This window comes from Microbulbifer sp. 2205BS26-8 (assembly GCF_030731025.1).
GTDB lineage: Bacteria > Pseudomonadota > Gammaproteobacteria > Pseudomonadales > Cellvibrionaceae > Microbulbifer > Microbulbifer spongiae.
In genome coordinates, this window is sequence record NZ_JAVAMR010000002.1 from 16,452 (window position 1) to 36,547 (window position 20,096).

Annotated in this window: 18 protein-coding genes; 14 read left to right on the plus strand and 4 right to left on the minus strand. The window is 54.2% G+C overall.

What is annotated here, in order from left to right; translation table 11 throughout:
* The first annotated feature begins 4 nt into the window (after positions 1 to 4).
* From Q5Y71_RS00745 to Q5Y71_RS00795, 11 genes are all read left to right on the plus strand, one after another.
* Positions 5 to 1,030: a DNA polymerase III subunit delta' gene (locus Q5Y71_RS00745; protein ID WP_306039259.1), complete on the plus strand. Its 1,026-nt coding sequence runs from the start codon at positions 5 to 7 to the stop codon at positions 1,028 to 1,030.
* A 97-nt stretch (positions 1,031 to 1,127) separates the two neighbouring features.
* Positions 1,128 to 1,481, plus strand: coding sequence for a PilZ domain-containing protein (locus Q5Y71_RS00750; protein WP_301414260.1), 354 nt, complete (start codon positions 1,128 to 1,130; stop codon positions 1,479 to 1,481).
* Positions 1,482 to 1,488: 7 nt separating this feature from the next.
* Positions 1,489 to 2,265, plus strand: a complete 777-nt coding sequence (locus Q5Y71_RS00755) for a TatD family hydrolase (RefSeq protein WP_306039262.1) — start codon at positions 1,489 to 1,491, stop codon at positions 2,263 to 2,265.
* Positions 2,266 to 2,288: 23 nt separating this feature from the next.
* Positions 2,289 to 2,915: a dUTP diphosphatase gene (locus Q5Y71_RS00760; RefSeq protein ID WP_306039264.1), complete on the plus strand. Its 627-nt coding sequence runs from the start codon at positions 2,289 to 2,291 to the stop codon at positions 2,913 to 2,915.
* 130 nt (positions 2,916 to 3,045) lie between these two features.
* Positions 3,046 to 4,026: a malate dehydrogenase gene (locus Q5Y71_RS00765; protein WP_306039266.1), complete on the plus strand. Its 981-nt coding sequence runs from the start codon at positions 3,046 to 3,048 to the stop codon at positions 4,024 to 4,026.
* A gap of 72 nt (positions 4,027 to 4,098) precedes the next feature.
* The gene (locus Q5Y71_RS00770; protein ID WP_306039268.1) at positions 4,099 to 4,728 is read left to right on the plus strand and encodes a DUF2244 domain-containing protein; all 630 of its coding nucleotides are present in this window, start codon (positions 4,099 to 4,101) and stop codon (positions 4,726 to 4,728) included.
* 83 nt (positions 4,729 to 4,811) lie between these two features.
* Positions 4,812 to 5,288 (plus strand): thioredoxin-dependent thiol peroxidase, encoded by a 477-nt coding sequence (gene bcp, locus Q5Y71_RS00775; RefSeq protein WP_306039270.1) that lies wholly within the window; start codon positions 4,812 to 4,814, stop codon positions 5,286 to 5,288.
* Between the two features lie 407 nt (positions 5,289 to 5,695).
* The gene (locus Q5Y71_RS00780; protein WP_301414253.1) at positions 5,696 to 6,142 is read left to right on the plus strand and encodes a helix-turn-helix domain-containing protein; all 447 of its coding nucleotides are present in this window, start codon (positions 5,696 to 5,698) and stop codon (positions 6,140 to 6,142) included.
* Positions 6,143 to 6,253: 111 nt separating this feature from the next.
* On the plus strand, positions 6,254 to 6,586 hold the full coding sequence (gene yajC / locus Q5Y71_RS00785; protein ID WP_301414252.1) for a preprotein translocase subunit YajC: 333 nt from the start codon (positions 6,254 to 6,256) through the stop codon (positions 6,584 to 6,586).
* A gap of 489 nt (positions 6,587 to 7,075) precedes the next feature.
* A complete protein-coding gene (locus Q5Y71_RS00790) occupies positions 7,076 to 8,128 on the plus strand; it encodes a D-cysteine desulfhydrase family protein (protein WP_306039274.1) in 1,053 nt (350 codons plus the stop codon).
* 107 nt (positions 8,129 to 8,235) lie between these two features.
* Positions 8,236 to 9,927, plus strand: coding sequence for a sodium:alanine symporter family protein (locus Q5Y71_RS00795; protein WP_306039275.1), 1,692 nt, complete (start codon positions 8,236 to 8,238; stop codon positions 9,925 to 9,927).
* Positions 9,928 to 10,073: 146 nt separating this feature from the next.
* Here Q5Y71_RS00795 and Q5Y71_RS00800 read toward each other — a convergent pair whose 3' ends face one another.
* Positions 10,074 to 12,197, minus strand: coding sequence for a M4 family metallopeptidase (locus tag Q5Y71_RS00800; RefSeq protein WP_306039277.1), 2,124 nt, complete (start codon positions 12,195 to 12,197; stop codon positions 10,074 to 10,076).
* Positions 12,198 to 12,628: 431 nt separating this feature from the next.
* On the minus strand, positions 12,629 to 13,963 hold the full coding sequence (locus Q5Y71_RS00805) for a glutamine synthetase family protein (RefSeq protein WP_306039279.1): 1,335 nt from the start codon (positions 13,961 to 13,963) through the stop codon (positions 12,629 to 12,631).
* A gap of 245 nt (positions 13,964 to 14,208) precedes the next feature.
* Here Q5Y71_RS00805 and Q5Y71_RS00810 point away from each other — a divergent pair, with 245 nt between their 5' ends.
* The 3 genes from Q5Y71_RS00810 (at position 14,209) to cysB (ending at position 18,204) form a co-directional block, all read left to right on the plus strand.
* The gene (locus Q5Y71_RS00810; RefSeq protein ID WP_306039281.1) at positions 14,209 to 15,498 is read left to right on the plus strand and encodes an FAD-binding oxidoreductase; all 1,290 of its coding nucleotides are present in this window, start codon (positions 14,209 to 14,211) and stop codon (positions 15,496 to 15,498) included.
* Between the two features lie 622 nt (positions 15,499 to 16,120).
* Positions 16,121 to 17,023 carry a 5'-nucleotidase gene (locus Q5Y71_RS00815; RefSeq protein WP_306039434.1) on the plus strand — a complete coding sequence of 301 codons (903 nt, stop codon included), beginning with the start codon at positions 16,121 to 16,123 and terminating at the stop codon, positions 17,021 to 17,023.
* A 209-nt stretch (positions 17,024 to 17,232) separates the two neighbouring features.
* Complete coding sequence (gene cysB / locus Q5Y71_RS00820; protein ID WP_306039282.1) at positions 17,233 to 18,204, plus strand: HTH-type transcriptional regulator CysB; 972 nt, start codon at positions 17,233 to 17,235, stop codon at positions 18,202 to 18,204.
* 9 nt (positions 18,205 to 18,213) lie between these two features.
* Here cysB and Q5Y71_RS00825 read toward each other — a convergent pair whose 3' ends face one another.
* Positions 18,214 to 18,531 (minus strand): hypothetical protein, encoded by a 318-nt coding sequence (locus tag Q5Y71_RS00825; protein ID WP_306039283.1) that lies wholly within the window; start codon positions 18,529 to 18,531, stop codon positions 18,214 to 18,216.
* A gap of 183 nt (positions 18,532 to 18,714) precedes the next feature.
* Positions 18,715 to 20,046 (minus strand): aminodeoxychorismate synthase component I, encoded by a 1,332-nt coding sequence (gene pabB / locus Q5Y71_RS00830; protein WP_306039285.1) that lies wholly within the window; start codon positions 20,044 to 20,046, stop codon positions 18,715 to 18,717.
* Positions 20,047 to 20,096: the final 50 nt, after the last annotated feature.

Here is a 20,096-nt window from a genome sequence, read left to right on the forward strand (position 1 = left end):
GCAAATGTCCGTATCTGAAACACTTGAACAGACTTCCATTCCCTCCCCGCTACCCTGGCAGGCTCAGCAGTGGCGGCGCCTCGGGATACAGTGGCGGGCAGGGCGCTGTCCGCACGCACTGCTGCTGACAGGCCAGGTGGGGCTGGGCAAGCGACGCTTTGCCGAGGCCTTTGCTGCCCTGGTGTTGTGTGAACAGCCGCGTAACGGACAGGCCTGTGGCGGTTGTCGGGATTGTCGGCTCTGGCAGGCGGGTTCTCATCCGGATTTTCTGCGACTGGAGCCTGAGAAGCCGGGAGGAGCCCTCAAAGTGGAGCAGATTCGCCAACTGGGTAACTTTGTCGTACGTACCAGCGGGCGTGGAGGTGCGCGGCTGGTATGGCTGGCGCCGGCGGAAGCGATGAATATCAATGCGGCCAATGCGCTTTTGAAAAACCTGGAGGAGCCAGCGCCGTCGGTCATCTTCCTGTTGATTACAGACTCGCCTTCGGGCCTGCTGCCAACCATACGCAGCCGCTGTCAGTCGATTGTCTTTCCGCCGCCATCGGAGGAAATGGCCTTGCAGTGGCTGGAAAACACCGGCTTCGAAAACGCTGTGGCGCGACGATCCCTGGCTCTGTCCGGTGGGGCACCACTTATGGCGACGGCTCTGGCTGAAACGGAAGCCAGAGCGGAGCGTGAACAGTTTCTGCAGGAGTTGACCGCCCTGGCTCAGGGGAGTGTCAATGCCGTTACTGCGGCCGCCCGCTGGGAGGCACCCCCCGAGCACACGGCGCTGGACCAGCTTTTACAGTTCTGGCAGCAATGGCTTGCGCAGATGGTGCACATGCGCAGCTGTGATTTAAGTGGGGATGCCCAGGTGATGGCCCTGTTGCAAAGACTGCCCGGCACCGGGGAGGAAAGCCTGCGACCGCTGTTTGAATGCTACGACCTCCTTGTGCAGGCGCGCAGAGGATTGATGGGGGGAGCAAATCCCAACCGCCGCCTCCTCCTTGAGGAACTCATGATTCGCTGGGCGAGGCTGTTTTCCTAGAGACCGGCCCCCATTCTAAGTCAGAGAAAATGTGTATTCTGGACAGGACCGGTGGGCTCGGATAAGTTATTGCGATAGTAAACAAGTGGGAATGAGCATGAAAGCCATGGGAGGCGGTGCCCGCAGCGGCATTCTTTCGCTGAAGATCCAGGATAAGTCCGTTCTCTATGCGGCCTATATGCCTTTCGTAAAGAATGGGGGTCTGTTTATCAGTACGGAAAAATCCTACAGTCTCGGAGATGAAGTTTTCCTGCTGCTGAGTCTGATGGATGAGCCGGAAAAAATCCCGGTGGCTGGCAAGGTAATCTGGATAACTCCGAGCGGGGCCCAGGGCAACCGCACGCCGGGTATCGGCGTTCAGTTTGGGGACAAGGATAATATTGCCCAGAATAAAATTGAGACATATCTGGCAGGCACTCTGGAATCGAGCCGGCCCACACATACGTTGTAAATTACCGATGCTCGTAGATTCTCACTGTCATCTGGACAGACTGAAACTCGACAATTTTGCTGGCGATATCAATGCCGTGCTGGAGCTTGCCCGCAAACGCGGGGTTGGCAGGTTTCTGTGTGTAGGGGTCAGCCTGGAAAATGCGGATACGGTTGTGGAGATCGCCTCCCGCCACGAGGATGTTGTCTGCTCCGTTGGAGTACACCCATTGGATGTGGAGTCGGGGTTGGCCGGTGTCGATGTCTTGATAAAAATGGCCGAGCGCCCTAAGGTGGTTGCATTGGGGGAGACTGGTCTCGATTACTACTACAGTACAGAAAACAAGAAAGTTCAGCAGCAGAGCTTTGCCGCGCACCTGGAGGCAGCTGGCCGCGCGATGCTGCCGGTGATTGTGCATACCCGCGATGCCCGCGAGGACACCATCAATCTGATTCGCGCATACGGCAATCTGGAAACGGCAGGGGTTCTGCACTGTTTCACCGAGAGCTGGGAGATGGCAAAGGCCGCACTGGATCTCAACTACTATATTTCTCTGTCCGGCATTGTCACCTTTAAAAATGCGCAGGCGCTGCGTGATGTAGCGTGCAAGCTGCCCCTGGATCATCTGCTGGTGGAGACGGATTCCCCTTATCTGGCCCCGGTTCCCTATCGAGGCAAGCCAAATATCCCGGCTTATGTGCGAGAAGTTGCCCAGTTTATCGCCGACTTGCGAGGGATCCCCTATGAACAACTGGCCGAGATGACCACAGAAAACTTTTTCCGATTATTCTCCCGAGCCGCTTGATTCGGGCAACAGGAAGTACACCAATGATGAAACAGCAGTTGCGGGTCATGCTGACCCTGCAAGACGAGATCAATACCTTGGTCAATGACAACTGGCGCGCGCAAAATTTTGCCTGGTATCGGGCAATATGGGTGGAAAGTGCCGAGCTGCTGGACCATTACGGCTGGAAGTGGTGGAAAAAACAACAGCCGGATATGGAGCAGGTAAAACTGGAGCTGGTGGATATCTGGCATTTCGGACTCAGCCTGGAGTTACAACAGGGCGCCCCCGAGCGGGTGGCGGTGACCATGTTGCAGGCGCTTAAAAGCGGGCGGCGGGCGCCGGGTGATTTTCGCGAGAACCTGGAGACTTTCACCCTGAATACACTGGCCAGCAAGCAGTTTGACCTGGTGGGATTTGCCCAATTACTCGCCGATATCACTATGTCATTTGCAGAGCTTTATCGGCGCTATGTCGGTAAAAATGTGCTCAATCGCTTCCGCCAGGACAATGGTTACCAGGAGGGTACCTATTTGAAGCACTGGTTTGGCCGTGAAGACAATGAGCACCTGACCGAGATCGCCAACCAGCTCGATTCTGCCGCTGCCGATTACAGTGATCAGGTATATCGCGCTCTGCAAACACGTTATCGGGGAGTTGTACGGGCTTAAGGAGTCTTGTGTGGTGTTGGCACAGGTGGAGTGTTCTCACCCCTAAATTTGGGCCGCTATTTGCTGCGTAAGATGAATTTTACCTGCGAGGCCCTATAATGCGGCCCCTTACCAACGAGGGAGAATTATCGTGAAAGCACCTGTTCGTGTTGCTGTCACCGGCGCTGCCGGCCAGATCAGCTATTCTTTGCTGTTTCGTATCGCTTCCGGCGAGATGCTGGGTAAAGACCAACCGGTTATTCTGCAGTTACTGGAAATTACGCCGGCACTGGAGGCGCTGAAAGGGGTCGCTATGGAACTCGAAGACTGTGCCTTCCCACTGCTTGCGGGTATCGTTCAGTCCGATAATGCCACTATTGCCTTTAAAGACGTCGATTACGCACTGCTGGTCGGTGCACGCCCCCGCGGGCCCGGCATGGAACGCAAGGATCTGCTGGAAGCCAATGCTGCAATATTTTCTGCGCAGGGTAAGGCCCTGAATAATGTTGCTTCGCGCAGCGTAAAAGTTCTGGTGGTTGGCAATCCGGCGAATACCAATGCGCTGATTGCTCAGCGCAACGCCCCGGATCTGGATCCGCGCAATTTCACCGCGATGACCCGCCTGGACCACAATCGCGCGCTGTCCCAGTTGGCCAACAAAACGGGGTCCAGCGTGAACGACATTACCCACCTGACGATCTGGGGCAACCACTCCTCCACCCAGTATCCGGATCTGCACCAGGTTAAAGTTTCCGGCGGTGCGGCTATGGATCTGGTCGCGCAGGACTGGTACGAAAAGGACTTTATTCCCACTGTTCAGCAGCGCGGTGCAGCAATTATCAAGGCCCGAGGTGCTTCCTCCGCGGCATCTGCTGCCAATGCGGCGATCGACCACATGCGCGATTGGGCCCTGGGTACTGCTGAAGGCGACTGGACCAGCATGGCAGTGTACAGTGATGGTTCCTATGGTATTCAGAAAGGCCTGATTTATTCTTTTCCCTGTACCTGCGCAGATGGTCACTGGAAAATTGTTCAAGGTGTTGAAAACAACGCTTTCTCCCGTGAAAAGATGGCAGCCACCGAACAGGAGCTGGTGGAAGAGCGCGATGCAGTAGCGCACCTGTTGCCATAATCCGCTCGATCGACCAGCCATTGCGCCTGGTCACTCGCCAAGAAACCCGCCCGGTCCAGCGGGTTTTTGGCGGTGTCTGCTCTGGACCCGCACATGGGGGACTTGCGGGGCTATTTCGCCAATGTGGGCTTCTGGCAGCGACACTACACTGAGGGTAAGTACTTGCCGGGACCGTCTGCCATGGTTACTGAAGTCGGCCGTTACTCCCCCCGCTGCGCTTGTATTCTTCTTCAGCCAAACCAGTCCCTGTCTGTTTCTGCAAATCTGTGGGTGTTCTTCTCCCTGGTCGCTGTTTCCCTCGGTATCAGCCTGGCTTTCGCCTTTGCCGGTGCCTGGATGATCCTGCCGTTTGCGGGTTTGGAAATGCTGTTACTGGCGGTGCTGATTGCCTATGTGTGTCTGGAGGGCACCCGCCGCGAAGTGATTCGTATCGATGACAAGCAGGTCGTGTTCGATTGTTGCAGGGGGTTTCGCGGACAGAGCATTTACCACCGGGAGTTCACCAGGGACAGCCTGGTGGTCCTGGTGCGTATGGGTAGCGGGACTGCAGAGCCGGCCTCGGTGAGCTTTAGCGGCCCTGAGGGGTGTCTGGAAGTGGGGGAATTCCTGACCGATGCGGAAAAGGCGGAGTTGGTTGAGCGATTGGGACATGTGGGTATCTGCGCGCGTAAAGAGAGGGCGTTTCATCTGCACCAGTTTTGATTTTTGTACCGAACTGGCGTTTCTATAACTCCTTTTCGTTATAATCCCCGCATCCTACACTCCAGCTCCCCGGGGGACTTCCTATGGTTTTTCCCAAAATTGGCAATTTGGCACCGGCTTTTACCTTGACCAACCAGAATGGTGAGAAAGTCTCGCTAAAGGATTTTCGTGGCAAAAAGCATCTGGTGCTCTACTTCTACCCAAAAGCGCTGACGCCGGGTTGCACCACTCAGGCCTGCGGTATCAGAGATAGTGCCGAGGCGTTCGAGCAACGCAACACCGTAGTGCTGGGGGTCAGCCCAGATAGCGTAGGCAAGTTACAGCGGTTTATTGAGAAGCACGGGCTCAACTTTGATCTCTTATCCGATGAAGAGCATAAAATCGCCGAAAAATATGGCTGTTGGGGCCTGAAAAAGTTTATGGGCCGGGAGTATATGGGCCTGATACGGACCACTTATATCATCGACAAAAGCGGACGTCTCCGACATATCATTGACCGGGTGAATACCAAGACCCACGATACCGAAGTACTCAACTGGATCGATGAACATCTTAACTGATTGCCGGACAGGTTGGATTTCGGTAGTGTATCGATTGACTGTTCCCTAGGTCCCGGTTTTCCTGCCCTTTGAGCCCTGGCTCGGGGGCTGGGTATTGCGCCTGCCGCAAAAGAAGATAAAAAAAAGCGCTGTCGCCCCTTGCTTTCTCAAATCTTGGTCTATACTGGCTGTTGTAAAGGAAAGGTGCGCCGGCAAGAGAGTGTTTCTCTATGGGGTATTGCCGGGGCGGTTAGTTTAAAAATTGTACATCTCTGTGAAGGATTCGATGTCAGCTTTCGATGCATCCCGCATCAAGAGGTAGCCCGAAAAAGGTTTGGTATGCAGGTGCGGGCAATGGTCACCGGGATTCGCTGGAAGCGGACATAGAAAAATAACTGCGGCTCACGGAACTCAAAAGGAGCAGCTCGATGAACCAAACTCAGCCCGACCAGACTTCGCTATCTGAAGACAAATCCCTTCAGCAGGCCAGATTATCCGGAGACCCGAATATTCTCGACCAGCTCCTGGCCCCCCCGGAGGCAACCAGCTTTGGCATTGCCGCCCGGGTGATTGATGTGCTGGAACAGCGCATTGGCAAGGCCTCTCTCGCGATTCGCCCGGTCGCTTCCGATTTAAGCATGTCTACCCGCACTTTACAGCGCCGTCTGCAGGAGCACAGCTTGAGCTTTGCCTCGCTGCGCGATCATGTGCGATTCCGCCATGCAGTGCATTTTCTTAAGGATACCGCGCTCAGTGTCGACGGTATCTCTAGAATTCTCGATTTCTCGGACAGAACCAGTTTCACCAGTGCCTTCAAGCGCTGGACCGGTATGTCGCCAACGGGCTACCGGCGTCAGGTCCGTCAGCGTTTTTGAGCACAAATGGGATTGACCGGTCCATCCCGGGTCGGTCCGATCCGTTGCCTCGGCGAGGTAAACCCGTTAGAGTTAGCGACAATTTTATAGGCTGACTCTTTGAGGATTTGCATGAGCTTTTTTATCCCTTCCGCTATGGCACAGCAAACCGGGCCGGCACCCCAGAGTAATTCAATGATTACCCTGCTGATGTTTGCGGGGCTGTTCGCGTTTATGTGGTTTTTTATTATCCGCCCCCAGCGCAAGCGCCAGAAAGAACATCAGGCATTGGTGGGTGCTCTGAAAAAAGGCGATGAAGTGGTCATGAGCAGTGGTATGTTGGGCCGGGTCGACAAAGTCGATGACGATTACATTGTTTTGGAGGTAGCGGACAATATGTCCCTGAAATTCCAGAAAGTGGCAGTGCACGCTGTATTGCCTAAAGGTACCATCAAAAAAATCTAATACGTTATGCGATGTGCGCTTTGAGCTGTTTGGCAAAGAAAGCCTGGTAGTCGCCGGGCTTTTTTATTGTGTCTGACTCGATTATGCAGTGAATCCCCATGCTTGCTGTTTGGTAGGGCACTCGCTTTTAGGGGAAGATGGTGCATAAAAATCTGTTGCAAAAGCCTGCTAACAGACCCTGTCAGTATGGAAAATACCAATGTGGGGTTCGGTTCGACGCACTTGTGAAAGGGGAGGGCGGTTTCTATTCCCTGGTCGATGGTTCTCACAGATCGTCCTCAATCGGGTGTTTTTGGTCAGTGGGACTATCCTGGCTAATCTGCCGCAGGAAGCGACTGAGGCAATCAGGGAAATTGGTCAGGCTGACTCAGTGGATACAAGCCATGGTATCAGCTGTTCCTCTCGCACTGGCCTTGGTAATACCGGCCCTGGAGAGACTAGCCCGAGTGGCTGAGAGATTCCCATTCGGCCACCGTCGCCATTGATCCAATGAACCGGGATGGAACCGCCGTGCGCAAAAGCCTGCCTATCGAGTTGCCCGCCCGTCTGCGGCTGGCCAATCTGCTGACACCGTTACAGCCCCTGAATCGAATCAGCGAGCGCTTTTCCTACCCCTATGGTGGGCCGCGAATCTGGGTGAAACGGGATGACCTGACTGAATCCGGGATGTCGGGCAATAAGCTTCGCAAACTCGAGTTTGTCATTGCTGCTGCCACTGGGCAGGGCTGTGATACGTTAATCACCTGCGGAGGAATACAATCCAACCACTGTCGCACCACAGCGCTTGTAGGAGCTCGGCTCGGTTTGCAGGTACAGTTGTTACTGCGTGGGGGGACCAGTGAGGAGATGGATGGCAATTTCCTGCTGGATCACCTCGCTGACGCAAGCGTGGCAGTGTATCTGGCAAGAGAATACAAAGAGGCGTTGTCCGAGCTTTTTCAATACTGGGCTGAGGATTATCGGTCCCGAGGCCACCGGCCTTTTTGTATTCCCACAGGTGCCAGCGACGGTCTTGGTATCTGGGGCTATATCGAAGCCTCCCGGGAGTTGATGACTGACTGCCTGGCCTATGGTTTCGAACCTGAGCATATTGTGTGCGCTACCGGAAGCGGGGGGACCCAGGCTGGTCTGACACTGGGTTGCCACCTTCTGGAGACCGGGTGCAAAGTCACTGGCTACGCTGTTTGTGACAATGCAGCCTATTTCCAAGCCAAGGTCAGGGAGGATATTCGCCATTGGAGTGAATTGGAAGGAGAAAAAATTGAAACCGATGCAGATGCACTTGCGGTTTGTGTCAATGCGGATTACATCGGGCCGGGTTATGCCCAAGCAGAGCGACCGGTTTATCAAACCATTGCTAAAGTGGCAAGCCTCGAAGGACTGTTACTAGACCCAGTCTATACCGGCAAGGCCTTTCACGGGCTCTTGCAGGACTTGAACATGGGGAAATATGGTGGGGCTAAGAATCTGGTTTTTGTCCATACGGGGGGGCAGTTTGCCCTGTTTCCCTACCGACGGCACTTTTCATTTCTGGGGGATTGACCCGCATTACTATTCTAGCGCCCTGGAAGCTGCTAACCTGCGCAACGCATTACAGCTTTGTCTGTATATAAAATAATCAGAACTAAGTCAGAACCGTGGGGGTTAGCTTGGAGTCCTTCAATCAACTACTGCTGTCACTGGACGGCTTTCTCGGTTCAGCGCCCTGGTTTCCCTGGGTGTTGCTGGGAGTCGGTTTCTTTTTCACTATCTATCTGGGGTTCCCGCAGATTCGTTACTTCGGGCACGCGATCAAAGTCGTACAGGGCAAGTACGACAAGCCCGGCGATCCCGGTGATGCCTCGCACTTTCAAGCCCTTGCGACCGCGCTTTCCGGTACAGTCGGTACTGGTAATATCGGTGGTGTGGGCCTCGCTATCTTCCTGGGAGGACCGGCTGCGCTATTCTGGATGTGGATGACCGCTTTCCTTGGCATGACAACCAAGTTTGTTGAGGTGACGTTGTCCCATAAATACCGTATCAAAGCCGCGGACGGCTACTTTGCCGGTGGCCCCATGTTCTATATGGAGCGCCGGCTCAATATGAAGTGGCTGGCTGTTCTGTTTGCCATTGCCACGGTGATCTGTTCATTTGGTACCGGGAGTCTTCCCCAGGTCAACAATATCGCCCAGGCCATGCACGATTCCTTTGGTATCAGCAAAGGGTTGACCGGTGGAGTGCTCGCTATCTTGCTGGGAATGGTGATCATTGGGGGTATCAAGCGGATTGCCAAGGTGACTTCCACCATCGTTCCCACCATGGCTTTCATTTATGTGGTCGGTGCGCTTGGTGTTATTTTATATAACTATGAAAATATTATTCCTTCCTTTGGGGCCGTTTTCCGCGATGCTTTTTCCGGTAGTGCTGCGGTAGGCGGTTTTCTGGGTGCCAGCTTTGCCTACGCCTTTAATCGCGGGGTAAACCGGGGCCTCTTCTCCAATGAGGCGGGGCAGGGCTCAGCCCCGATTGCGCACGCCGCAGCGCGCGCCGATGAACCAGTTTCTGAGGGTATGGTTTCCCTGCTGGAACCGTTTATCGATACGATCATTATCTGTACTCTGACCGGCCTTGTGATTCTCTCCTCCGGGGTTTGGACAGAAAAGCATGAGAACCTGTTTGAAGGGGCGGACACCTATGTTGTGGAAGGCCGTTTTGATGAGAACAATGCTGAGGATGTGAAACAGCTGTTTAATTACCTGAGTGGCCAGCCAAGTACGGTAAAAACCTATAATGGCTCTGTAGTAGTGGACGACGGTCTTGTGCAGAATGCCCGGGATTTTACTCTGATTCATGCGCGTTCTATTGCCGAGGATCTGGATTTTCGCGTTGGCGATGACAGCTTCACGGGTGTTCTCACTGTGGTGGATGGCAAATTCGCCAATGAGGATGTCGATATCTGGGGTAAATCCCTGGTGCACTCGGTGGCATTGACCAACAAGGCTTTCCAGCGCGGTTTCTTTGGGGAATATGGTGGGCTGATTGTTACCATAGGCATTCTGCTGTTTGCCTTCTCCACAGCTATTGCCTGGTCTTATTACGGCGATCGCTCGATGATCTACCTGTTCGGGCCCAAAGCGGTGATGCCTTACAGAATTGTATATGTGGTTGCCTTTTTCTGGGCGGCAATCGAGGACACAACCATCATTTGGAACCTGTCTGCTGTGGCGATTGTGATCATGACCCTGCCCAACCTGTTTGGTATTACGGTGTTGGCAAAAGAAATGAAGGATACGGTAAAGGAATATTGGAAAGATCCCAGCCATAAGAAACTGGCTGATCCCGAAGTGCTTGCTCGAAAGTGAAAAGGGCGGCCAAGGGGCCGCCTTTCTTGTTGACACTGATCGACTTGCGTTCCCCAGTTCCAGTCTCGCGCCAATGCGGGGATAGCCACAAGATACCTCGTTAATTGGCCTGGGTCCGTCACAGATACAGTGGTCGGTGCACGCGTTTATTCCGCCTGAGCGCTCAAGGTCACATCTGAGTAGGAGGAATAGCCCCGGATACTGATATGCCAGGTACCTGCCTGAGGATTGTCAATACTGCAGCTTTCATCATTGCCCCATTTGTAGGGACGGCATTCCCAGGTGTCGCGGGTGGGAGTGGATCCGTAGCGTACGTAGAGGTCACTGTCGCCACTGCCGCCAGACATTGCCGCGGTAAGAACGGACATCCCACTGGCCACATCCAGGGTGAAGTGCTGCCAGCTGTGCTGGGAGCCGGACAGGTCGGTTTCCTCCCAGCCGCTTGCGCCGCTGCTGGCGTAGTTGCCTACCAGGCTGACGCCGGAGAAGGAGGTGTAAGCGCCGATCATCACATAGTAGGTGCCTTCCTGAACGTTGGAAACAGTACAGGTTTCATTGTTGCCACTGGTGTAGGGGCGGCAATCGTAGGTAGCAGGGGTGGGGGCGGCACCGAAGCGGACATACATATCGGCATCACCCGTTCCTCCAGACATGGCAAAGCTCAGGTCGGTAGCGCCTGCCGGGACTTCCAGGGTATAGTGGATTTCCTGGCCGGTGTTGCCCGACAAATCCTCTTCGGGGACACCGTTTTCCAGCTCACCACCGGTCGGGGGCTCGGTGCCACCGCAGTTGCTGGTGGACACACCCACTGTGTCGAAGGCCGCCGTGACCGCCGATACGTCATACCCGAGGTCTTCGGTTGCCGAGACCACACCACATGCGCCATCAACGAAATTTGAGTTTTGGCTCCAGTACATCTGATTGGCAAGCACAAAAGTGTCAAAGGCGGTACGGGTGGTCCAGCCGTTGGTATTGGAAATCAGGTAGAAGGCACGGTTAAAGACACCGGAGCTGAAGTGGACATCCATCCCATTCACGTAGTCACTGGCGTGACCAATAGAGCGGCCATCACGGGTCGGATCTTCAAAGTAGCGCAGTGCGCCACTGGATTTGAAGATCTCAGCACCAACCAGCCAGTCGTTGCTGCCGCGCAGATAAAATTCAGCCGCTTCACCGGCGATATCCGAAAACGCCTCGTTGATTCCGCCGGACTGGCCACTGTAGCGGAGGTTGGAATTTTGCTGGGTGAAACCGTGGCTCACTTCGTGGGCGGAAACATCCAGGCTGACCAGCGGATAGAAGATATTGCGACCATCGCCGAAGGTCATTTGACTGCCGTCCCAGAAGGCGTTTTCAAAGCTGTTGCCATAATGCACCCGCATCCGCAGTTTCTGGGTTAGCGGAGAGGTGTTGTACCAGTCACTGTAGAGATCAAAGACCACGCCGCCAAAGAAATGGGCATCATTCAGTGGTGAAAATGCGCCATTAATTTGTTTGTAGTCATTGTAAGGACAGGTGAACTGATGGATGGTGCCACCACTGGTCCTGTGATTCATATCCACCGTTTCCACATTGGCGGTATCCATGCGGCAGTTGCTGTCCACTTCCATGGGTGGGAAGTCTGTACCATACTCGTAGCGGCCGGTTTTCTGGTTACCGCCGGGACCGGTGGCGTCCTGGAAGGTCAGGCCGTCCCAATGCTGGATGACTTCGCCGGTCATTGCGTCAATAAAGTAGAAGGGGCGGGTGGGCTTATCGCCGTACTCTACCCAGTTGACCAGATAAGCCAAACGGGCCTCGTCCTTTTCATTGATATAGATATAGAGTTCTTTCTTAGGATTGTTGGCTTCCAGTTTGAGCGCGGGCAGGGAAAGTGCGCGATCGATCGACCCTTGCTGGGTGCGCATGGTGATCTGGTGATTCATTGCACGTTCGAGCGCATTGTTGCCATCAATAAAAGCCCGAACATTGGGTACTTCCAGTTCCAGACCAGTGAGCACATTGCCGTGCACCTCGGTGATCAGTCCCTGGCCAGAGCTGGTTACTGTTTGGCCCCAAATGGGAATCCCCTTGTGGGTCTGTTGATAGCGGGCGATGGTTCTGCCATTGCTCAATGTGCGTTCACGCACTTTTTTGAGCCCGATATCAGACCCGGCAATGGCGGTTAATGCCTGGGGCGAGAGCATATCCACTGTGGCGGGGATGCGCTCGGCGGCCTGGGCACTAATAGCCATGGCTAAAGTGCAGGTAACTCCTACTAGATGCTTCATTGCTTGCTTTCCCTTTAATTACTTTTTTATACGAAACCGGATACCCGGTACCGGAAATCCTCCCTTGTGGGGAAGTGTGGAAAACCTGGCGGGTACTGGCCGGTCTTTGTGTTTGGTAAGACGTCAGAAGGTGACCGGGCGCCAAGGGGGTAGGGCCGCATTTGCGGTATTGACGCCCGCTTTCTCAAACCGGGTGCCCGATATTTTCGGGTACTGAAAGAGTACTCTGCATACACATGCTGACAATAAAAAAATCATGGGAAATTCATTTATTTTAAATGTTTTCGATAGTTTTGCTCAGGTAGTCACAAATCAGAAGTTAATATCCTGCCGGATAATTTTTTGGGTGGATGGGAAGTAAACATCGTATAAACGGTACGCCAGTTAATTAATCATTTGCAGAAAAGTTCGAGATTATTCTTTAGGGATGTTTACACGTTTAGAAGGAGAAATTCCCTCTCCCAGGAACTGATAACTCTATTGAATTCTTCATATTCATCGCGTTTTATGGCACTCCATGCTTTTACGAACTTGCTGCCAAATATTTCAGCGGCATCACTGCATTCCAATAAGAGGCTGAGCGCATGCTCCTGTGTGCGGGGCAGAGTGATGGGCTCTTTTGAGCAGTCGCCCTGATACGGTGCACTCGGTGCCACTTCATTGATCATGCCCAGATAGCCACAGGCAAGGGAGGCAGCAATTGCCAGGTAGGGATTGCAGTCGGCACCGGGGAAGCGGTTTTCCAGCCTTTTTCCTGCTGGTGTGCTATCGGGCACTCGAAGTCCTGTAGTGCGGTTATCGTATCCCCAGTGTAAACTGATTGGCGCTGCCATTTCCGGGATAAAACGCCGGTAGGAATTTACATTAGGGGCAAAAAAGCTGATAAATCCGGGGGTGTATTTTTGCATACCGCCAATAAAATGCAGGAAAGTGTCATTTTCTTTTCCGTGATTATCAACAAAAATATTCTCCCCGGTTTTCACGCTGACAACACTTTGGTGGAGGTGTAGCGCACTACCGGGTTCATCCTGCATGGGTTTTGCCATAAAGGTTGCATAAATACCGTGGCGCAGAGCGGTCTCGCGCACGGTGCGCTTAAAAGTAAAAACCTGATCGGCAATTGTTAAAGGGTCGCCATGGAGGAAGTTGATTTCCATCTGTGCGGTGCCCGATTCGTGTATCAGCGTGTCTACATCCAAGCCCTGTGCTTCACAGAAATCGTACATATCTTCAATGATGGGTTCATATTCATTCGCTGCATCAATGCTATAGGGCTGCCGGTTTTTTTCCGTGCGTCCTGAACGGCCAACGGGGGCGGAAAGCTTTTCATCGGGATTCAGATTGCGCTTGATTAGATAAAATTCCACTTCCGGTGCCACGACCGGTCTCCAACCCTTTGATAGATATTTTTCTATAATAAATTTGAGAATATTGCGTGTGCTGATGGGGTGCGGCTGGCCATCCCGTGTGTAGCAGTCATGGACAATCTGTGCAGTGGGGTCATTGGCCCAGGGGTTGAGGCGAACGGAATTGGGATCGGGCACCAGCAGCATATCGGTATCCGCCGGGTCCACCAGTGTATTGTGCTCATCCACAAAGCCACCGGTGACGGTTTGCACCAGAATACTTTCCGGTAAGCGGCTGTCCTGGGTCAGGAACTTGTCTGTAGGGGTGAATTTTCCTCTGGCATTGCCCGACATATCCGGCACCAGACATTCCACTTCGGCAATTTTGTGCTCTGCGAGCCAGTGCTTGATTTTGTCCATGGAGTCCCTTTGGGCAAATGCTCCTGCCAGTAGTATTGCTTTAGTATACTTTGGGACTGCAGTCTGGGGGTGCTGCCTTGCGGATTGCCCCAGCGTAGATGCCGCGGCGGTTGTCGTCAGCAGTATAGGGTGACATAGGTATTTTGATGAGCATAAAAATACGCCTCGCTATTCAATATGGTCTGGTTATTGATTCGACTTTGGCATGGAGTAACGCGTTGGTGCACTTGAAGGATCGCCAGTAAATGAAAAAGTTACAGGGGCACGCAGATTCCTACTACGCAGCAAGTGCAACTGCTGCAACGTCTTTTCCCCGGTTGACCGGCCCTGTTTCTGTGGATGTCTGTGTGGTTGGCGCCGGGTACACCGGGCTTTCCACTGCATTGCACCTGGCAGAGCGAGGCTACAAGGTGGCAGTTGTGGAGGCGGAGCGGGTTGGCTGGGGCGCATCGGGTCGCAATGGCGGCCATGTTGGAGTGGGCCAGCGCCGAAGTCAGGCCGACCTGGAGAACATGCTCGGCAAGGATACGGCACACACAATGTGGCAGTTCAGTGTCGAGGCGGTACAGCTTGTTGAACACCTGATCGAAAAACACACTATTCACTGTGACCTGAAGCGCGGTATTATGCGCCTGGCAGCCAAGTCCAGCCATGACAGTGATCTGCGCAGAGAAGTGCAACTGTTGCAGGAGCGTTACGGCTACAGCCGTATCCGCTATGTGGATAGGGGAGAAGTACGCGATCTTGTTGGCTCCAAGCGCTATCTGGGCGGGCAGCTGGATCGTGGCTCTCTGCATCTCCACCCCTTGAGTTACGCTCTGGGGCTGGCATCGGCCTGTGCCGCTACCGGTGTTGACCTCTATGAGCACAGCCGGGCGCTGTGTTATCAAGGCGGGAGCTCCTGCACAGTTGAAACGGTAAGCGGGCAGGTTAAAGCGCGCAATATTGTGTTGGCCTGCAATGGGTATCTCGGGAAACTTGAGCAGCGCCTGGCCGGCAAGATAATGCCTATTAATAATTTTGTGCTTGCCACTGAGCCACTACCGATACCGCTGGGCAAAGAGTTGATCGCCAATGATTACGCTGTACAGGATACCCTCTTTGTGATCAATTACTGGAAGCTTTCCGGCGATAATCGCCTGATTTTTGGCGGGGGGGAAAACTACACTACCAGATTTCCCAAGGATATACCTGGCTTTGTGCGCAAGTATATGCTGCGCGTCTATCCCCAGTTAGCCAATATACGGATTGACTACGGTTGGGGAGGCACCCTTGCCATCACTCTGAATCGCCTGCCAAATTTAGGCAGGTTAGAGCCGAATGTGTATTATAGTCAGGGCTATTCAGGCCACGGTGTCCCTACAGCGACTTTTGCCGGAAAACTGCTTGCGGAAGTGATCGCCGGTACAGAAGAGCGCTTTGATATCCTGGCGCAGTTACCTGCGCACCGTTTTCCGGGGGGAACGCTGCTGCGCTGGCCCTGCCTGGTGCTGGGAATGCTCTATCACAGCCTGCTGGATCGATTTGGTCGTTAAGCCGTTTATCTCTGAAATACCATCAGGCTTGGCAGGGTGAATTGAGTGCTGGTGCCCAGCCCTCAATCTGAGGCCGGTGGCAGTAACTACTTTGTGGCACATTGGCCAGTGACACGTCCTCTAACAATCCAGGGTGCGGATATAGCGACACCGACGTTTGGGTTGGCAATCAGTGCGAAAGTAAGCCTTGGATGCCACAGTCCGATAGAATCGCCCCAAGGCTGAACTTTCGGTGAAGCTGCTTTTGCTTGCCGATTTCCCCGGTGTGCCTGTGGGATCGCCCTCACATTGAGATGGTAGGGCGGATTGATGATAAAGTACCCTGAGTCATTACCGGGGGGTCAATCTTGTCCAACACCAAGGGACAAAAGCGCAAATGTCAGCATGTATCCATGTGCGGGTCTAGGTGGGTCCGCGTGCGTGGAGCACTCCGGCAAAATTACTCTACTGCCAGGCGGCTTTTGGCCCGTGGTGAACCCAATGTCTGTGTCTGGGGCAGACCGTGGCTTGTCAGGTTGGTGAAGCCACAGTTGACGGGGCACCTCATGGGTTGTGGGCGGTTGCCAGTGGCAGTGACGACGTGCTACTGGTCCGGAGTGCCACCTGTTGTGAGGGTCCGCTGATGAGCACCCTGCCGGACAAGCTGGTTATTGCAATTTCTTCCCGGGCATTGTTTAACCTGAACGACAGTCACCGGGTGTTTGAAGAACAGGGGTTGTATGCGTTTTCCAGGTATCAGGTTGAGCGTGAGAATGACATTCTGGACAAGGGTGACGCTTTTCCGCTGGTAGAGAAATTCCTTAAGATCAATAAGTTGCTGGGAGGCGAACCCCGTGTGGAGGTGATTCTGCTTTCCCGCAACAGTGCCGATACCGGCCTGCGTATTTTTAACTCCATTGAACACTATGGACTGGATATAATCCGCGCAGCCTTTTGCAATGGTGAGAGCCCCTATCGTTATATTGGCCCTTTCGGCTGTGATTTGTTCCTGTCCGCGGATGGGCTGGATGTCAGGCGTGCCCTGGAGCAGGGAGTGGCTGCGGCCACCCTGGTGGCGGGTGGCGGCCATGAGCAGCAGGAAGACGTGTTACGCTTTGCCTTTGACGGTGATGCGGTCATTTTTTCTGACGAGGCGGAGCAGGTTTACAAACGCGACGGGCTTGCTGCTTTCACCGAGGTGGAGCGCGCTTCGGCGCAGAAGCCGCTGGGCGGTGGCCCCTTCAAGGGCTTTCTGAAGGCTTTGCAGAAATTGCAGGCGGAGTTCGAGCCCGATGCCTGCCCTATCCGCACCGCGCTTGTCACGGCGAGGTCAGCACCGGCGCACGAGCGGGTAATCCGCACATTGCGTGCCTGGGACATACGTGTGGATGAGTCCGTCTTTCTCGGAGGGCTGCCCAAGGGAGCGTTTCTGCGTGCTTTTGGTGCCGATGTCTTTTTTGACGACCAGCTCGACCACTGTGCGTCAGCCGCTGAGCATGTGGCTACTGGCCATGTTCCCCACGGCATTGCCAATATCGAATCATAACCGCAACGGCCGAGCAGAATGGGACGGGTTTCCCAAATCTGATTGACACCCGCCCCTCTAAACTGGATATTCGTCCGTCAGTTGGTTTGGGTTAGCATTCACTGCTATTCTTTTTGCCCATAATTTTTGATGTTTTTTATAACAAACAATTTATCTGTCAGCGTGGCGCTCGCCTTGGGGCGGGGTGATTGATCACTCAGGGAGGACCTATGAAGCTGCAGCAGTTGCGATATATCTGGGAAGTGGCGCATCATGATCTCAATGTTTCTGCTACAGCGCAGAGCCTCTACACATCTCAGCCGGGAATCAGTAAGCAGATCCGCTTACTGGAGGATGAGCTTGGCGTAGAAATATTTGCCCGCAGTGGCAAGCACCTCACGCGGGTTACACCCGCCGGTGAAACCATCCTTAAGACTGCCGGCGAGATTATGCGTAAAGTGGAGAATATCAAACAGGTTGCCCAGGAATTCAACAACGACAAAAAAGGCAACCTTGCGGTTGCCACCACGCACACCCAGGCCCGTTACGCACTGCCACCGGTGATCAAGTTGTTTATCTCCCGTTATCCGGATGTGTCACTGCACATGCACCAGGGTACGCCGATGCAAATCTCAGAGATGGCAGCGGACGGCACGGCGGATTTTGCTATTGCTACCGAAGCGCTGGAATTGTTCAGTGACCTGGTCATGATGCCGGTATACCGCTGGAATCGCTGTGTGCTTGTGCCCAAAGGGCACCCCCTGTGTCAGGTTGACCAGTTGGAACTGGAAGACGTTGCCAAATACCCTATTGTGACCTATGTCTTTGGCTTCACCGGCCGCTCCAAATTGGATGAGGCCTTTATGGAAAAGGGGCTGTCTCCGAAAGTGGTTTTCACTGCCGCAGATGCGGATGTCATCAAGACCTATGTGCGTCTTGGACTGGGTATAGGTATTGTGGCGGATATGGCCGTGGATGGTGAGGATGAGGATTTGGTGGCGTTGGATGCCAGCAGGCTTTTCGAACCCAGCGTGACGAAAATCGGTTTTCGCAAGGGGATTTTCCTGCGCGGCTTTATGTTTGATTTTATTCAGCAGTTTGCCCCGCACCTCACCCGTGATCTGGTAGAGCAGGCTGCCCACGCCACTTCCCGCGGAGAGGTAGATGCCCTCTTCTCGAATCTGGAGCTGCCGGTCTATTGAGTGGGGGCACTATCGGGAGTGAGAAGCGTGGGGGTGAGCAGGGCTAGAGCCGACCCGCTGGCTGCAAATCTCTTTGGCAAACTTGGCGTAAATGGTGTAGATTTCTGACTCTCGACCTTCCCGCTCCACGATAAAGAAAGGAGCGTGCTCAACCTTGTACTGCCGGGCGATTGTAATACCGGCGCTCTGGGGATCGCGCACATCGGCGATCAGCGTCCGGTCAATCAGACTAAGCTGTCCTTTTGCTTCCAGCCGCTCCTGTACGTCGCGACATTTACCGCAGAGGGAGCCGTCGGCGAGCACTTTTTTAACCAGCGTGATCTTCACGATAGATTCCTTGATTCGAATGTGAGGGCACGGACTACTACTGGCATTAAAATTATCAGCATGCTGAATAACAATGAAATATCAATCTTTGATACGTTTATAACTAAACGCTGTATAGACATCCCAAATTAGCAGATTGCCAAAGAGGGTGGGCTAACCGCGGCTGCACTGTGCCCCACTGTGTCAACAGAGAAACTGCTCAGTGGTCTCCAGCAACAGGTTTACCTTGGCGAGGCATTCCCGGTGCTCGGCTGCCGGCTCGGAATCTGCAACAATACCGCCGCCTGCCGCGCACGTTATACGGCCCTTGCTGGCACTAAAGGTGCGGATGGCAATGTTGGTGTCGGCACGACCACAGCTGCTGATATAGCCGATACTGCCGCAGTAGATCCCTCTTGGGCTTGACTCCAGTTCGCGAATCACCTCCATGGAACGCCGCTTTGGTGCCCCGGTTATGGAACCACCGGGAAAACAGGCGGCCAATAGCTCGCTGTAGGCGGTGTCTTCGGGCATTTCTCCTGTAACAACACTGACCAAGTGGTGCACATTGGCGAAGCTGGCCAGTTGAAACAGTTCGGGCACGCGTACACTGCCACTGCGACACCGCTTGCTGAAGTCGTTGCGCAGCAAATCCACAATCATCAGGTTCTCAGCTCGGTCCTTCGGGCTCTTCTGTAGTGCTGAGGCCGCCTGTTGGTCCCCGGGTGCATCGGCCGCCCTGGCGGCAGTGCCTTTGATGGGTTCACTGCGCAGGCTGCAGCCATCGGCGCGAATAAACCGCTCCGGTGACATACTTAGCAGACTGCCTTGGGGCAGCGCCATATAGGCTGAAAAAGGCCCTGCAGCCCGCTTGCGCAGGGCAAGGTAAGCGCTGAAGAGGTCGCCCTCGTAGGGGGCGCAAAAGCGTTGGGTAAAATTCGCCTGATACACGTCGCCGGCAGCGATGTACCCCAGAATCCGTTCAATACGCGCGCGGTAACCCTCGGCACTGAGTTCGTGTTCGAAAGGGGCCAGCAGGCGGAATTCGCCTGGCATGGGGGATGTCTGCCACTGTATGGATTTAAACCGGCCGATCAACTCGCGCACCTGTCGGGCCGGGCAGGCGGGGTGAAAGATAAGATGACTGCTGCCCAACTGGTGATCCGCGATAAAAGCCCAACTGTAAAGTCCGAAAAAGCCTGCGGGCAGGTCGGTTGGGCGGAGGTCCGCCGGCAGATAATTACCCTCTACCCCCAGCTCATAGCCGGCGTAGCCGATGGCTCCGCCACAAAAGGGCAATTGCGAGTTTCTGTCCTGTGGGCAGAGTTCGCGTATCAGGTCATCCACCTGGGTAAACGGTCCTGGACTGTCGGCACCTAGAACCAGGGTATTCAGTGGGTCTGCACTGACAATATCATAGCGGCCGCCACTGCACAGTGGCCGGCCACTGTCGAGCCAGACAGGTACCGGTAGGTCGGCCACTGCGGTGAAAGCGGCTGCTGAGTTAAGCGAATAGGGCAGGGAGACAATTTTCATTTTACAACACGGCCATCCGTAAGACGGCGCACACTACACAGTTTGCGGCA